Below are 15577 nucleotides of genomic sequence, written 5' to 3'. Positions count from 1 at the left end.
ACAGCGATAGCTGATCTCCATGCCGAGATCACGCATAGCGTCGACCGTCGCATCGTCTACACCATGTATGGGAGATCCGAGCTGTGGGTCGGGTAGGCATACATAACCTCGCTGAGCTCTGGCGCCTTTATTCCATACTTGATGGCCAGCGCGAAGAGGTTAATGACTTCTTCCGCATGAGGGCCCAGCAGATGAGCGCCCAGAATCCGTTGACTCCCTTCCTCGATCAGGACTTTGAATGCAGAGTACCTCTCTCCTACTCGTCGCGAAGACTTCCAATCAGACGTATCCTCATGATGGACGCGAAACTGCAAGCCTTTCTCTATCGCGGTCTGCTCCAACTCACCAACGGCCGCTAGCGGTGGCACGGTAAAGACCACCGAGGGGATGCCGACATAATTCCTCTGATGATGGTTGCCTTGCAAGAGATTCGCAGCCACGATCTTCCCTTCAAAGCCGGCGACCGGCGTCAAGGGACACCCTCCTGCTGCCGCGTCTCCCGCCGCATACACCGAGGCATTCGAGACGCTTTGTTGATATTCATTGACCTCGACACCGTTCTTGCCGAATGCAACATTTGCCACGCCCAAATCGAGATCCGCAATTTCAGGAACGCGACCCGCTCCGTGCACGACCATCTCTGCTTCGAATACCTCGGGGTGGCCGTCCCGTGAGGCATGCACCCTCAGGTCGCGCTCCTGTCGTTCGATGGCCTTTACTTCGGTGTGAAGACGAACCTCGACGCCCAGATCGCGGGTCCGTTGTACCAACCGCTCGACGAGATCGGGGTCAAAGCGCTCGAGTGGGCGTGAGCCGCGATGCAGGATGGTGACGTGGGCACCAACGCGAGCCGCCACATGGGTGAACTCGAAGGAAATGTATCCACCCCCAACGAAAGTAAGGCGTGCCGGTAGTTCATCTACCTCCAAAAATTGATCACTTGTGGACAGATATTCTGCACCGGGGATGGACAAGGGGATTGGCTTAGCGCCAGTGGCGATGACGACGTATCGACCTTCCAGGACGTCCTCGCCAACTTGGACTGAGGTGGGGCCGACGAAGTGAGCGCGGCCGTGGAAGGTGCCTATGCCAGCCTGCGCCAATCCCTCTTCTGTCCGTCGGGGCACGGGATCTGTAAAGGTTCGCTTAAAGCGCATCAGCTCTTGCCAATCAATTCCTACGCCGTTGGATCGAACACCTTTGCGCTGCATGCGATCAGTCCAGTCGAGTACCTCGGCCGCACTGACCAGCACTTTTTTCGGATCGCATCCTCGCAGCGCACAGGTCCCCCCGAACGGACGGGAATCAACCACAGCGATTTGCCACCCCGCAGCGCGGCATGGAAAAGCCACGGCCATTGCCGCTGCGCCGGTTCCTATGACCACCAGGTCAAATGGCTTTTTTCCCATCGTGCCCCTCCTCATCGTCAGGAGACGGTGACCGGCTCGGCTTCCGAATCGTTAGTACACCATGATGCGGGCGGGCCCAATTAAAGAACGTGTTTCATTCGGCAGTGTTAGTGATCGCAACAATTCAGATTTCCCGTTGATCGAATTCCACACGTATAGTCCTTATAGGCCGCATACGCTTTGAGCGCCCATTCTTCATCAGAGCATCCTTGCATCATCATGGCAACTGACGCCGTTCATAATATCGCACCGTCTCAACGTGGACGTGCTTCCCGAGTTGCCCTATCGTCAACTCTGAATCCATACACACCCCTCATCACCTCTATGCTACACCCTGTACCGTGGTACAGGCTCAAGAGGTACGCCAACGGTCCAAAACTCTGACTCAGACTACCAGCAAATCCTATGTATCAGAGTTAGAGAGACGATCTGAGGAAGTACTAAGGCTGTTGAATTGTGATTCGTGAGAACCGTGGGGGGGCCCAGAGAACCGGCTGCTATGGCTGGAGAAGTCGCTAGGAGTTCTACCCCCTTATAACTTTTTCACGCTAGTGTCACGCGATTTTTACCGATCCCCTACTGTATCCCGCAATGAACGACACGATCAGCTCTCTTTTCGGTCACAGATCAATATGTTTAATCTCTCCAAACCCATTTGCAACCTACGGCACAAGGAAAAGATCGTGCCTGCTAGAGGTCTCAGCAGAAGACTTACAGTTGGTGCCCGGTGGTCGCATGATGGCTGCCAATCGCCAGCAGCGAGACGGATCATAGCCAGACATATGACTGACTGACGGGTTCGAGGTCCCGTGCTGACGAATCCCCATAGACTGGTCTGCGTCAGATGACGCGTGCAAGGAACGGATATGTCGTCGCGGTGATAATGGTAAGTCCGTGCGGAGTAGGAACCGGACTAGTTTGGGAGGTGCTCAATATCCGTGGCGTCGACGCAGATAAGGAGAGGAAGCAGGACACTGTTGCGAAACACATGCACTTGCGCGGTGACCTGTATACGGGCTCCTTCTCGCAGCGGTACCAGCAGTCGCCCGGCGCGACGCACAGTCACGTCAATAGAGCCTGTGTCATCTACCAACGTAAAGGCGCTTGCCCCACAGGTTCCGCCCAGTTGTTGCTGATGTGATCGCGTCAGATGGACGATGCCTTGAATGGTCACCAGTTCTAAATTAGAGGCCTCAGCAGACGCGCGGAGGGTGCTGATGGAAACCTGACCTGCTGCCTGAGCGGTGGCGATCACGAGCAGAGCCATGGTGAAGACGAATGCACGTAAACGCGTCATGGAGTCCTCCGGCTCAAATCCATGCGCCTCCGCCCACAGGTGATGATGAACAGGTGACTGCGCCGAGGCCGCCCATGATGGATGTCCTCTGTATGTTGTAGAGCCCTCTGGCCACGGAAAAGTCTCCCGATCTCACTCTCCAGTTTTATCAAAGTTTGTGACACCTTCTACTTGATCAGCACATGATAGAGCGGGATTCCTAATGGGAGGGAAGGAACTTTCAAGTCCTGTTACGTAGCCGCAAGGCTTGCAGGCCTCCAGTGTCGGTAATGACCGGAGGCCTGGGTGAGAGTTGTTCTCGGGTACTTCAATTGTCGGCCTCACAGAACACAATCACGCAGGATTGACGGCGATGCCTGGGCAACGCATATCGTGTGGCCCGACCGATACCTGAGTCAGGCTGCAATTCAAGGGCAATTAGGCGGTGCCGTACCTTGAAACATGCGGCGCAGCGTTTGCCAACGATCAATCTGATCTGTTGAATCATTCTTGAAACCACCCTGCGTCTTCAGGCCCAACTCCACGTATTCCTTGTACAGCGAACAGAGCGTTGCAGTCTCGGTCTCGTTTGAAGTGGCCTGCTGGGACGGTCGTTCAGCGATCGTCGATGGAACTTGGGTCTTTCCTTCTTCCGTCGCTTCAGGAATTCGACTGAACCCCTCCTTACTGGATTCTTCAAGGGGTCGACAGCCAGTTGTTGGCTCATTCGTATAGAGTTCCCCTGGGCACACCCACAGGGCGGCCGCAGCCACGATCAATTCAAACATCAATACACCTCATCCTGTTGGCCTGTTCATCCTTCGTTAAAATATACGTCACGATGGCCATTTTGTCTCGTGGACACAGGTCCCCTCGGATTCCACGCAAGCTTGCGCTATCCGTGTAAAACGGGTCGAGCGCTCGCATGGCGCCTGGGCAGAACTAGTGGCCCCCGGTTTACACTGGAATCGATTCAAGGCCCTGCTCTACAGCAGTTATCACCACTAGTGGCGTATAACGAGTTATTTTTTACTGGTCCTTGCGCCAAGATGGTTATATTTCGCACTAGTGCTGCTTTTCCCAGCACGCCCATTTCTACCATCCGAAGTTTGTCGATCATGCGCCTATCATGGCGTGCGGACTGGGCGATTGCGCACTCCCTAGAAGACCGGTGAATTGCCAAACGATGGTCGAGCGGCATCCTTGTGCAGAGTTGTTTTAGGCCATGGGCCTCGTAATTGTTCATTGAGGAGATTGATGAGACAACGCTCTGGAATAGCCTTATACGGCAGCATGGGCTTATGGCGGTGGTCGTTGCATCATGCGCAAGCGAATGGGCTGCGTCGCAAGATATCACTTCCACAGTAGCCGACGTAGGACGTCGAGATCTTTCTGTAACATGCGAACGGTTTCTGATAAGTCACGTACCTCGTTACGCAGCTCGGCGATCTCCTGTTCCACTTGCTCACTCCGCAGGTGCGGTGTGCTATGTCCATTGCCTCCTTGAAGAGCCATGGCATCCCTCACGAGCCCTAGAGACATGGATTCGTGAGGCCGAACGGCGGTATCAAGCGTATCGTGAAGGCACCATCACGGCAAGACCCGCTACCGATGTGTTTCGCGACCTTCACACCACATGACCGTCGTCTTTCTTCCTCAGGCTGAGGAGGATCTCCGTGCTGCGGCTCGCTACTACGATCAGCAGTCACCTGAACTAGGCACCCGCTTTAGGCAAGAAGTTCAACGGACAGTTCACGCCGTCTCGCGTGCCCCGCATGCGGCACCATCGCCGACGGAATTCGACGCAGAATACTCAAACGCTTTCCGTTTGGTCTCCTCTATACCATCGAGCCAACCCTCATTGTCGTCCTCGCGGTGATGCATCTGCGGCGGCGGCCAGGTTATTGGGCGGAACGGGTGCGAGAACAGTAGACCAACCGAGTGTTCTATGCCCCTACCTTCCGGACGGCCTTGCGGTTTGAGTAACTTCATCAGCCCTCCCAGACCCACGTGTTAAGAGACAACCGCGCTGTCGTCCGTGCTTGTCCCTCATCACCATGATTCTCCCATGCCGCGATGTTTTTCTAAGGAATCCTATGTTGACGGCCCCGTCTTCGCACCGACACGACTTGCAGCCGCTCGTCCACTTACTGACAGAATTGCAAGACGCCCAGAGCGTCTCTGCCCTCCGCCACTTCGTCCCCCACCCACACCGTTCCGAGGATGAAGGCGTGAACGCGCGCAGCTGTCAAGACAGGTGACCAGAAGCACGAAAACCCCCTGTAGCTTCCGGGTCTTCCATCCCTGCAGACCCCACATCCGGCAATGCCGCCGGTGCCGCTCCGTCTCATCCGTTTTCCATTTTTGCGGGTGTTTCTCGCCAAACCTCATCGTGCCCGCATTCCCTTTCACGTCAATTGCAGACCGACTCTCCACCTAGGTACTATATGTCATTACATGAACGGATCGTCACTCGAGCACTGAGGCGGCTCGTAATACCTCATCACAACGATCGATCGGGTTCAGCGGGGTAGGAGGTCCATGTCAGGAACAGGCGCCACAGTCACACAGCGCCTTCAGATCGGCCACACTCAGGGACCGCCATGGCCGACAATTCGACAGGGGTCCCTTCGTCTCTGGCTGCGCTTCGGCAATTATCTCCGCTGGCGCCGGGCTCAGAGCCCGACCCTTCTGCATCCCGACACCTGGGCACTCGTCACGTGCTCCACGCCCGCCTCAGCGCCACCCGGCACCTGGTGGCTCAGACGGCGCCTTGATGTGCCGGTCAGTACGGCCCGGTTGTACGTGACCGCCCTGATTTCTATTCCGACGACCGCACCGCCTTCTCACGAGCAGGAGCACCCAGGACCAGCCGCCTTCGCCTCGTCGGTCTTTCCCTCTTCGTCGTCCTGCTCGTCGCGCCAGGCCTCGTGGCAGCCCTCGACCTTGAGGGCCGCGTCGTCGGCGTGGCCGATGGTGATACCCTCACCCTCCTGCAGGATCGGCAGCGCTTCAACATCCGACTTCAACACGTCGATGCGCCAGAATTACATGGGCAAGCCTATGGCCAAGCCACCAAACGCTTCACGTCTGATTTGGCCTTCGGCAAAGAGGTACACGTCCATACGGAACAGCAGGATGGCTACGGGCGCTGGCTCGGGGTCGTTACCCTGCCCAACGGCCTCGTCGTCAATCAGGCGCTGGTTCAAGCCGGGTACGCGTGGTGGTATCGGCAGTATTCGACCGATCGAATCCGGCTTAGAAGCGAAGGCCCAGGCCCAGCATCGCGGTCTCTGGCAGGACCCGCACCCCGTCGCGCCCTGGACCTTTCGCCACCACCAATTCCTCACACACTGACACAAGGAGCGTCATCATGACTCGATTCGCGACATTCCCCCTCATGGTCTTGTTGCTTCTCCTCATCGGCTGTACTGGACGCCATGAATCCATCGGAATCGGAACCGTCGAGACCGCGCCATCCTTGACCGCCGCGGTCCCCGCCCACTCTCTCGCAGAGAGCACGGTCCCGCGGATCTCTGAGGAACCGGTGAGCCTCGCCGCACGCGGCAACCGCGTCTCTCAGGAACAGACCGACTCCGCGTCCTTGGGGGATATCTTCTTTGAGTTTGACAGTGCGCTCTTATCGCCTCAGGCGCAAGCGATCCTCCAACACTATGCCAACCGGATGCGCACTCAGCCGACTGCCGGATTGCGTATTGAAGGCATGGCCGATCCGCGGGGCACACAAGACTACAACTATGTCCTTGGCGAGCGACGCGCCGTCGCGGTGAAGACGTATCTCATTCATCTAGGCCTCAATCCCGAGCAGCTGGTCACCGTGTCATACGGGAGCCTGCGGCTAGTCTGTCATCGTAAGGACGAGGAGTGCTATCAGCTCAATCGACGGGCTCATCTGGTCGACATGCCGGCCCCTCCGATGCCGCGGGAGGCGTCGCGATGAGTATCAACCACAAATCGTGCATTTCGATCCGCTCCGCTGAGTCGAAATAGACTACCCCAATCTCCCGCTGCAGCGACGGGCTTCGTCTCCATCAGAGGCCTGCTGTGGTAGCGCTGCCCCTGCTCGGGCTTGAATAACCGAGCTGTCGGTCATTATTTCACTGTCTAGAGCGCCTCATAATTCTCATCAATCCCAAGACCGACAAAGGCTCTAAGGCTTGAGACCCCACATGACATTTCACGGGGAATCGTTCACTCTTCATCATTAGGGATAACGATGAACAGACTGGCGGGCTTTTAATCTTCGCTCCTCTTAATGTTATTGCTGCGATCAACGCCTTCCCCAACGCTCAGTTGGCTGGCAGATAATTTGCCATAGAGCAAGCACATGACGTAAACGCCAATAGCGCGCTAGCCCGGACGGAAGCCAGCTGAGACAGATTTATGGAGGAGGCGTATGGATTATGTGAAGCCCCAAGACGTCGTGAAGAGCATGTTGCACACGGCGGAGTTAAAGCTTAACTTGCCCGTTTCACAGTTATTGATGCGAGGAGCTCTCGCGGGCGGCTTCCTGGCAGTCGCCACGAGTCTGGCAGTTGCGGCAGCAACTGAGACGGGACTATGGATCGTGGGCTCCTTACTCTTTCCGTTTGGGCTCTGCCTGGCAATCTTGCTCGGGATGGAATTGCTCACTAGCAGTTTCGGGCTACTGCCATGCGCCTCGGTTGCGGGAAAGGAAAACGCCACCCCGAGCCGGGTGCTGGCGAATTGGAGTTGGGTCTTTGTAGGTAATCTTCTTGGCAGTACCTTGTATGCCGTCCTCCTGGCCATCGTGCTCACGACAGGGGGGACGGGCGACCTGTCCGCAGTGGGGACCAAGCTCATCAAGATCGCCGAAGCCAAGACGACCTACTATGCCGCGCACGGCATGGCGGGACTGCTGACCGTCTTCACGAAAGCGATGTTGTGCAACTGGATGGTCAGTCTGGCGGTCGTGTTTGCCTATGCCTCAACCTCTCTTTCCGGAAAGATGCTGGCGATCTGGGGACCCACGGTACTATTTTTCTCACAAGGATTCGAACACTCGGTCGTAAACATGTTCGCGATCCCAATGGGTATGCTGCTTGGGGCCCATGTCAGTCTTTCGACCTGGTGGTTCTGGAATGAAATCCCTGTCACGCTGGGCAACCTAGTGGGTGGCATGGTTTTCACCGGCCTCGCCATTTATTACTCGCATAGGAATGTGACAACTGTCCCAGACATGAATCTGGCAGCTGCTTCTCATGAGAAATCCAGTGGGCACACTAAAGGATATCCTGCCTCCCTCTAATGTCCAAAGCTTTGTATACCTTGTGAATAAAATAACAACGATGGTGTGGCCCGAGTGATGCCCGAAGATTCCCTCCCGCGCCTCCGAGGCTGGCACTTTCTTCTGTTCAATCTCGTCCTGGGCCTAGCGCATATGGCCGTCTTGTTCAATGCGGCCTCCTATATCGCCTTCCTGCCGCATGTCGCGGGCGATCTCGGAGGGAACTGATGGAGCAAACCCTGATGCGCGGAATCTTCTTCATCAAGTCCAGTATCAAAGCGGTGCTAGCGTTCAGCATCGTGCTCCTGTGCGGAAGTTGTGCCTGGCTCTCCGGAGACAAAGAGCGGGCGGAGTTTTTAGAGCCCTCCTCGATGGAGTACACGCTCGAGGAGGCAGCCAGCTTTGGAGCCGCGCGGGCGCAATGGCCGAACGACCGCTGGTGGGTGCAATTCGACAGTCCAGAATTGGATGCCCTCATGGACTTGGCGCTCAAGGACAATCCTGGCCTGAAGGCCGCCGCAGCACGGTTGCGGGAGGCGCAAGGAGTGGTGAAAGTCGAAGGGGCCCGGTTATTGCCATTCCTCGATGCCGATGCCTCGTTGACCTATGAGCGGCTCTCACAGCACGGCGTGTTCGCGGCCCTGAATCAGGAAGTGGCCGGCGCCCGCTTCCTCTTAGGGGTCATCAATCCCTTGAGCTTCCGGTATGAGTTCGATTTCTGGGGGAAAAATCGCGCAATGATGGAAGCCGCACTCGGGCAGGCTGCGGCCGAGGAAGCCGAGGAGGCGGAAGTGCGCTTGCGGCTCACTACGGGTATCGCCAGGGCGTACGTGCGAGGCCTGGCTCTTCGCCAACAATACGACATCGTCCAGCAACTCGTGGGCCTCCGTCACGACCTGTTGCGACTCGCCCAAACCCGTGCTCGTTTCGGACTGGATAATGACCTTCCGGTGAAACAAGCGGTCGCCGAGTTGGAAGCTGTCCGTAAGCGGGACGCAGGAGTCCGGGATCACTTAGATGTGCAACGGAATTTGCTGGCGCGGCTGATCGGGAAGGGCCCGGATAGTGCGAGGGAGTTGTTTGCCAGTCGCACGATGACGATGCCGCATGAAATTCCCTTACCCGAGCACCTCCCAATCGGCCTCTTGGCCCATCGCCCGGACCTGGCGGCCGCCCTGTATCGCACCGAGGCCGCGGCGCGACTGATCAAAGTCGCCAAAGCGCAGTTTCTCCCGAGCATTGACCTCACGGCGTTTGCCGGCTTCAACGCACTCGTGCTCACGAAAGGCACCAGCCAGCTCGCCAACTTGCTCTTTTCCGGACAGAGCTTTTCGTATGGCGTGGCGCCAGGCCTGCGTCTGCCGTGGTTTGAAGGCGGGCGGCTTCGTGGGGAACTCGCCGCACAACGTGGGCACTACGATGCGGCTGTGGAACTCTACAATGAGACGCTGCTGGACGCCATGCGAGAGGTGGCCGATAGCCTCAGTGCCTGGCAAGCCACCAGTAGTATGCTGGACTCTCACCACCGACTCCTGGCGTCATTGCGTGAGGACTGGGGCCTGGCGAAGGTCCGTCTCGCCAGCGGCCTGGATGATGATCGGGAAGTACTGCGGCACCGACAGCCCGTGCTGGAACAAGAGTATGCGTTGCGAGCCTTGGAAAGCGACAAGCTGGTGGCGATGGTCGATCTGATAGAAGCGCTGGGAGGCGGCTACCATAACCCGGATCTGCCGCAGACGACCAAGCGGCCTGGGCCACAGCCCGTCATGACTGGTGCGGTGAAGGAGACGACCCCATGACCACGGCTGCTATTGAGACGCCATCCATGCACGTTCAGGCGACCTCGAGGCACCGGACGCGGCGGTTGTTAGTGGTGGTCCTGCTGGTCGTCATAGCGGGCATTTTGTATGGGGTCTATTGGTGGTCATATGACCGCTACCATGTACGCACCGATAATGCTTACGTGACAGGCAATCTCATCCCCGTGGCCGCGCAGGCCTCAGGTATTATCACACATGTATTGGCGGAGGAGACACAGTTCGTGAATAAGGGCGATCTTGTTTTACGTCTCGACGAGCACCAAGCCTATACTGCGTTAGGGCGTGCCCGAGGTTACCTCGGGGAGACAGTCCGCCGGATTGCCGCGCTATTCATTAGACAACGCCAACTCGGCGAAAAATTGTCGTCCCGTTCAGCGCGCCTAGACCTCGTTCGACACGATATCACGCGCTATCAACACGCCTCTCCGCACGGTGCGGTCTCCAAGCAAATCTTGCAGAATGCCAGCGACCAGCTCCGGGCCCTTGAGGCGGAGGTCCGGGAAACACAAGCTGAGTTTGACGCCCTCACCGCGGAAGTAGGAGGCACGAGCGTCATGGAGCATCCGTCTGTCGAGTTTGCCAAGCATCAATTGATTGACATGTTTCTTGAATACGAACGGCAGCAAATTAGGGCACCGGCCTCGGGCTATGTGGCCAAGCGGAAGGCCCAGGTGGGAGACCAGGTGCAGCCAGGTAGCATGTTGATGACGATTGTTCCTCTGGAGCATTTGTGGGTCGAGGCCAACTTGCGCGAAACGGAACTGCGTGACATTCGACCTGGTCAGTCCGCACTAGTCACGGTGGACCTTCACGGACGGAAACAGACGTATCATGGCACGGTTGAGGGGTTGGTCCCCGGCACCGGAAGTGCTTTTGCACTGCTGCCTCCCGACAATGCCACCGGTAATTTCATTCATATCGTAGAGCGAGTACCGGTCCGGATAGGGCTGCCGAGAGAAGAGATTCGTAGGCATCCCATCCGGCCGGGACTGTCGACTGTGACGGAGATCGACATCAGCACGCCCGCTCAATCTATCTGGACCTCATTAGCATCCTCCTCCACGGAAGAATACCAGACCGACGTCTTTGCGGATGAACTGACCACCGGCGAAGCCATGGCGCACGCCATCATTCTGGCCAACATCGTGTCGAAGGAGTAGCACTCGTCAGGGCAGCCGTGGCGTAAACACCAAGCCGTTATTTCACCGCAAGTAAAACTTGGCTTTGAGCCACCGGGCGCTGCGCAACGCATTCTCACCGCCTCTGTCCGACCGATTGAGCGGACTTACTTACAGGACACAAGGCTATTGCCGCGATTGACAAGGATCACCATGTCCTCCAGATGCCCGCAATTCAGACAGCGCTCAGCTTCGAAGCCCGTCCTAGATCCATTCTCTTCTAGGAATTCCTCATTTTCTTCTATGAATTCCTCGACAACTGTTAGTCCTCCACAACGTCTGCAGGCCATCCTCCTCCTCCTATTGGATCGTTACGTCGGCATGAGTGCGATTCCTTTTTTAGTGGCGCTCCAACCGGTGGACCTCTCATCGGAACAGGAAGATGGAGACCACCACATAGGACAGGAAGGCGTTGATCCCCGCATTCCGGTTCCCAATGGCCCGGCGTTCGAGATATGAGGAAAACGCACCACCATGGTCATGGTTACTGTCTTCCTCAGCACCTCCCGCTGCCTGGGCAGTGAACGGTTGAGTAAACTGGCCAAACACCGGTTTTAGGGGGACTTCAACATTGCTTTCTAACCATCCGGTCCCAAGGAATCCATCACGAAGGCCTAGACGGGGCAGGACCAAGGCCGTACTGAAGAAGCATGCCCCACGATGGTCGGGACCTGCCAAAATCCGCTGACCAGTCCGAGTTCGATTGTTCCTTGTTTGACGACATCATGAGCCTCCACGGAAAGCCAGAAGACCAGCATCGTTATGACCGTGCACATTCGATCGTGCCAAAACATTTGCCTCTCGCTCTTTTCCTGCCTGAGCTCGGATACTGGCATTGCTCCGTCTACCTTCCACATTGTCGTCATCCATTGAGGCACCCCAACTCCACTTTCGTTATCGACTCAGGACGGACGCTACGAGCGCTGTGGAGATTCGTGATTCGTCGACTCAGTGCGCTACCACCTTAATAACCGGTTCGAGTCTCTCGCTGATTCGTTCGGCCTGGCTCTGTATCTGAATTAAGGCCAGTCTGGCCTGAGTCACATAGTAGATGTAGGGTGGTTCTTGTTCCTTCGAAAGGACGAAGTCGAAGAGCTCTGCAGCCATCTGGGTCTGTCCGTCCGCCTGCGCCGCTTGTCCCGCATAGAGCGCACAGGCTATTGCCATGGCCCCCGGGTCCACTGAGACACGCAACGGCGGCTTCTCGATCATATGGTGGAGGCTCTGTGGCAAAAACCAGGGCCTATATCCCGTCTCTCTCGTGTTGTGTACGGCTCGACTCAAATGTCGCAGATCTTCGCGCATCTCATCGGGGTCTACGCTCGATCGGCAATGACTATAGATTCGCCACAACCGATCGAAACTCTCGTCACCAAGCGTAGCCATATCCGCGGCTGCATGGGGGCTCTGGCATCCAGCAAGCATCATGATCGATATGAGACAGAGCCGAAGGAGTGGTATTCTCATCATCTTCCCTGTAGTCATGACATCCCTCCATCGTCTCCCTGACACGTGGTCGTGAGGGTAGGCTTGTCATCGAATTATCTTCGATGTGCTGCGGCAACCCCGAGCGTTCATCTCTTTGCCGGTCATTTATGTGACCTGCTTGCTGCGGAAAACGCAGTGGGGGAGACCCGGCTCGCGCCATCATGATCACAAGGCCGGTGCTGTCGTCTTCACCCACCCTCCCCGATCCTGTAATGATCACAAAGGGGATGCAGTTGGAGGACGTGTGCAAACAGCGTTCCTCTTTCGTCTCCTGGACAAGCAAGGATAATTACTCAGCAATCATCAACACGATCGCTTTCAATGCGGCGTGGCCATGTTGGGCGCTGGTGAGATCTCGTGTTTTTCACGATGTGGTCCATTCAAGAAAGAGCCTGCGGGTATGGAGGGAGAGTGCGATTACCGCTTCACCCCTTATCGACCGCCCCGTCGAGGAGGCGGTATTATAGTTTTTAACCAAGAAGCTGGCCTGCCGGGGACCGACTCTGAAACGTTAAGGTAAACGCTTGGCAGGCGTGCGAGGCACTGAACCAATGAGCCATGATCATATGAACAGATCGCAACCTCAGAACAATGGATTTACACTCTCAGCTCAAGCTAGGAAATGGGTCAATGAAGATGAAAACCAAGAGAGAGGCTTACTGGAGGTCACCGAGAGCGGCTATCGGGTCTAGTGCCCTATCGGGTCGCCTTTAATCAGTCACGCGCTGGCTCTTCGGCAACACAAATAAGGGGTGAGTAAAATTATCTCTTTAGCGAAGGCAATGAGTGCTTTATTGATGACACGATCACAGTGGGCGGCAGTTTCGGTGATTCAGTCTATGAGGCGATCATTGAGGTCGGCTCCAATCGAGTAGGAGCACCGCAATTAATTGGAATGCGAATGAGCTGTACACGGATCTGTCCAGCCTGGGACAGGCACAGCGGACATACAGTCGTCCCGGCAGGCGTGGACGGTCGAAATTCAGTGGCTTGATGAAGTAGGTATTCGCATTGAGAGCTGAGCAGCCATGGTGGCTCCTGCGCACACAAAACGCGGCTTCACTTTTTGTGAATCTCCCGGCCTTCGGCCAAAAGATCTTCTTCGGCAAACGCACTTCCAATATCTGAGCATCGGATAACGGCAAGACTCAGCTACCTGGCCGTGCTCCAGCTCACCTCGCTCGTTTGATGTATGGCCGATGTCGCATTGCCACAAGGACGCTGTCAGAGAAGGACTCGGCATCGCGTGATCGGAGTCGTTGCAATAATGCCAGAGTGATGACCGGAGAGGGGGTATTGAGACCAATGCCTTCGGCCACCGTTCATCGGCTTTCTCCCGAATCTTCGGCAAAGAGGACAATGTCGGTGAGGCCAGGATCTTCAAGCAGCGCGCCGAAGATAAGATGTATGAGCCAAGGGTTTACCACGCTCCCCGCCTCCAGACTCCTGCAATGTGGTGCAGATCGAAGTCAGACTCATGCTTGTGCTTGAGGATCGCGAAACCTTTGGCATAAGCTGCATGAGGCCATATTGGATACTGCCTAGTCCCCTCGTTGCACTTCTCATTGTAGGAGACGAGATCGCAGAGGATCCATCATGAGAGGTCATGTAGTTCACGCTCTGGTAGGGATGGTAGGCGTTGAGCTCATCATCCGGGAATGCTCGTCGCTGCCATAAAGGCGCGTATCAGGGCCAGTAACTTCCCTGGGTCGCTTTTGATGAAGTGGGGCATATCATGCCTGGACTGCCGTTCGACTGGGGCCACTTCATCCCGGGAAAGTGAAGGCCAAGCTGAATCGTCGGCAATCTCTCCGGCCGCCGCAAGATCTTCCAGATTGAGGGGCTTAAGGCTATCACTTCTCACCGTCGTTGGAGTTTTGTCTGGAGAACCGGTCTGATCGTTCCGGTTCCACGGGAACGATGGATCCCCCAGATAAATGCTGGTCAGTATCGATGCATTTGCTCCATGGATGAAGCACAGTGCCGACACCGGCACCGAGCATGGCGAAAGGCGCTGCGATGACAAAGAGCGGCACCGAAAGGCCATAGCCGATCAATTGTAAGGGTATACTGTCGCGTTCATGGCCCGCTTCGACGAGGCGTACCGCAGGATACAGCGGGAAGGTACCATATTCGGTCGCGACACTCGCACTCTCACCCACTGTACGGCATCGTGCATCACTTAGGGCAGGCATCAGCAGTATCGCGAACACTACCAGCAGCGCGTTAATCCTCATTCCTCATCTCCATAGCGTATCACCGTGCGGTCAGATCTTTAGGAATTCGTCCAACTGTGCAACGAAATGATTCTCCGCTCGTCTCATTAGGAGACAGTCACTTATCCACGCCAGTACCCAATCCCGCCAAGCCGTCTCGGAAACTCATATGACGTTGTCTCTCTAACCTTTGGAGATCCGTCCCGTGAGACGGAAGCTGATCATACCCTCAGCGATCCGATCCGCTTCGGGAAGATGGACTTTCATCCGAAGACACGTGCCCTGAAGTAGGGTCAGCACGTGACGTATCATCATGCATCGTGAGCAGCGCCTCCGGAAACCGCTTTAAGGTCGAACACGACTGAAGTCGTTCACAGCACTCGTTTAGCAAAATCAGCGCCCCAATGCTTTCCTGAGGGAATAGGAGTTCATAGGATGATCCATCCAAAGATCACCGTTCTATGGCACGTCATGCGTTTAACATAATGGTTTCATGATTTCATTCCACTCCCCGCAGTTATCTTTCTTCTGAACACGGTCGATGTAGCGCTTCGATTTATACAAGGCTATGGAAATATTCCTGGTATTCGGAGACACAGGCGCGCGAGCAGAATGGCATCATCGAGCGCTTCTTTCGCAGCCTCAAAGAGGAATGTGCCTGACAGCATCACTGCCACATTTGAGGAAGCGCGACAGCAAATCCGTGCCTGGGTCGGTTGCTATGTACTGACCCTCCAGTGACCCCATCCCCCACAGTGTTGGTTGCTGGATTGCTGGATCGCCGACAAAGAGGTTGATCAACATCCGGCTATCACTGTGTCCCTCTGCCTGTCCATCGCGATGCGGTCTACATCAGTCGCGGGATTCCTTGTTCACTCGAGTACAAAGGCACTGCCGGCAGCTGGCTGGCGTAAGTTCTCC

The 15577-nt window shown here is 56.2% G+C and carries 12 protein-coding genes; 7 read left to right on the top strand and 5 right to left on the bottom strand.

Features of this window, described 5'->3' with window-relative positions; translation table 11 throughout:
* Nucleotides 1-56: 56 nt before the first annotated feature.
* From ACWHYZ_RS09790 to ACWHYZ_RS09780, 3 genes are all read right to left on the bottom strand, one after another.
* Nucleotides 57-1409, bottom strand: coding sequence for a dihydrolipoyl dehydrogenase family protein (locus ACWHYZ_RS09790; RefSeq protein WP_447987078.1), 1353 nt, complete (start codon nucleotides 1407-1409; stop codon nucleotides 57-59).
* A 913-nt stretch (nucleotides 1410-2322) separates the two neighbouring features.
* The gene (locus tag ACWHYZ_RS09785; protein ID WP_447987077.1) at nucleotides 2323-2706 is read right to left on the bottom strand and encodes an OB-fold nucleic acid binding domain-containing protein; all 384 of its coding nucleotides are present in this window, start codon (nucleotides 2704-2706) and stop codon (nucleotides 2323-2325) included.
* Nucleotides 2707-3113: 407 nt separating this feature from the next.
* Nucleotides 3114-3473 (bottom strand): hypothetical protein, encoded by a 360-nt coding sequence (locus ACWHYZ_RS09780; protein WP_447987076.1) that lies wholly within the window; start codon nucleotides 3471-3473, stop codon nucleotides 3114-3116.
* Between the two features lie 848 nt (nucleotides 3474-4321).
* Here ACWHYZ_RS09780 and ACWHYZ_RS09775 point away from each other — a divergent pair.
* The 7 genes from ACWHYZ_RS09775 (at nucleotide 4322) to ACWHYZ_RS09745 (ending at nucleotide 11411) form a co-directional block, all read left to right on the top strand.
* Nucleotides 4322-4564 (top strand): type II toxin-antitoxin system RelE/ParE family toxin, encoded by a 243-nt coding sequence (locus ACWHYZ_RS09775; RefSeq protein WP_447987075.1) that lies wholly within the window; start codon nucleotides 4322-4324, stop codon nucleotides 4562-4564.
* 1051 nt (nucleotides 4565-5615) lie between these two features.
* Nucleotides 5616-6062 carry a thermonuclease family protein gene (locus ACWHYZ_RS09770; RefSeq protein WP_447987074.1) on the top strand — a complete coding sequence of 149 codons (447 nt, stop codon included), beginning with the start codon at nucleotides 5616-5618 and terminating at the stop codon, nucleotides 6060-6062.
* Entirely contained in the window at nucleotides 6059-6646 is a 588-nt protein-coding gene (locus ACWHYZ_RS09765; protein WP_447987073.1) for an OmpA family protein, read from the top strand. The genes ACWHYZ_RS09770 and ACWHYZ_RS09765 overlap by 4 nt, the downstream gene beginning before the upstream one ends.
* Before the next feature lie 456 nt (nucleotides 6647-7102).
* Nucleotides 7103-7975, top strand: coding sequence for a formate/nitrite transporter family protein (locus ACWHYZ_RS09760; protein ID WP_447987072.1), 873 nt, complete (start codon nucleotides 7103-7105; stop codon nucleotides 7973-7975).
* Between the two features lie 206 nt (nucleotides 7976-8181).
* Entirely contained in the window at nucleotides 8182-9753 is a 1572-nt protein-coding gene (locus ACWHYZ_RS09755) for an efflux transporter outer membrane subunit (RefSeq protein ID WP_447987071.1), read from the top strand.
* Nucleotides 9750-10934 carry an HlyD family efflux transporter periplasmic adaptor subunit gene (locus ACWHYZ_RS09750; RefSeq protein WP_447987070.1) on the top strand — a complete coding sequence of 395 codons (1185 nt, stop codon included), beginning with the start codon at nucleotides 9750-9752 and terminating at the stop codon, nucleotides 10932-10934. The genes ACWHYZ_RS09755 and ACWHYZ_RS09750 overlap by 4 nt, the downstream gene beginning before the upstream one ends.
* A gap of 261 nt (nucleotides 10935-11195) precedes the next feature.
* Nucleotides 11196-11411: a hypothetical protein gene (locus ACWHYZ_RS09745; RefSeq protein ID WP_447987069.1), complete on the top strand. Its 216-nt coding sequence runs from the start codon at nucleotides 11196-11198 to the stop codon at nucleotides 11409-11411.
* A gap of 489 nt (nucleotides 11412-11900) precedes the next feature.
* On the opposite strand, the gene ACWHYZ_RS09740 is transcribed toward ACWHYZ_RS09745, so the two are convergent.
* The gene (locus ACWHYZ_RS09740; protein ID WP_447987068.1) at nucleotides 11901-12437 is read right to left on the bottom strand and encodes a hypothetical protein; all 537 of its coding nucleotides are present in this window, start codon (nucleotides 12435-12437) and stop codon (nucleotides 11901-11903) included.
* A gap of 1856 nt (nucleotides 12438-14293) precedes the next feature.
* The gene (locus tag ACWHYZ_RS09735) at nucleotides 14294-14677 is read right to left on the bottom strand and encodes a hypothetical protein (protein WP_447987067.1); all 384 of its coding nucleotides are present in this window, start codon (nucleotides 14675-14677) and stop codon (nucleotides 14294-14296) included.
* Nucleotides 14678-15577 lie beyond the last annotated feature (900 nt).

The sequence above is a fragment of the Nitrospira sp. Nam74 genome, assembly GCF_965152615.1.
The sequence above is the reverse complement of the archived record's forward strand: the minus strand, read 5'-3'. Positions and strand labels throughout refer to the sequence as shown.

Coding starts and splice junctions, on each gene's coding strand:
- ACWHYZ_RS09775 (WP_447987075.1), top strand. CDS start 4,322: ATGACCGTCGTCTTTCTTCCTCAGGCTGAGGAGGATCTCCGTGCTGCG.
- ACWHYZ_RS09740 (WP_447987068.1), bottom strand. CDS start 12,437: ATGACTACAGGGAAGATGATGAGAATACCACTCCTTCGGCTCTGTCTC.
- ACWHYZ_RS09745 (WP_447987069.1), top strand. CDS start 11,196: ATGAATTCCTCGACAACTGTTAGTCCTCCACAACGTCTGCAGGCCATC.
- ACWHYZ_RS09735 (WP_447987067.1), bottom strand. CDS start 14,677: ATGAGGATTAACGCGCTGCTGGTAGTGTTCGCGATACTGCTGATGCCT.
- ACWHYZ_RS09760 (WP_447987072.1), top strand. CDS start 7,103: ATGGATTATGTGAAGCCCCAAGACGTCGTGAAGAGCATGTTGCACACG.
- ACWHYZ_RS09755 (WP_447987071.1), top strand. CDS start 8,182: ATGGAGCAAACCCTGATGCGCGGAATCTTCTTCATCAAGTCCAGTATC.
- ACWHYZ_RS09780 (WP_447987076.1), bottom strand. CDS start 3,473: ATGTTTGAATTGATCGTGGCTGCGGCCGCCCTGTGGGTGTGCCCAGGG.
- ACWHYZ_RS09750 (WP_447987070.1), top strand. CDS start 9,750: ATGACCACGGCTGCTATTGAGACGCCATCCATGCACGTTCAGGCGACC.
- ACWHYZ_RS09765 (WP_447987073.1), top strand. CDS start 6,059: ATGACTCGATTCGCGACATTCCCCCTCATGGTCTTGTTGCTTCTCCTC.
- ACWHYZ_RS09785 (WP_447987077.1), bottom strand. CDS start 2,706: ATGACGCGTTTACGTGCATTCGTCTTCACCATGGCTCTGCTCGTGATC.
- ACWHYZ_RS09790 (WP_447987078.1), bottom strand. CDS start 1,409: ATGGGAAAAAAGCCATTTGACCTGGTGGTCATAGGAACCGGCGCAGCG.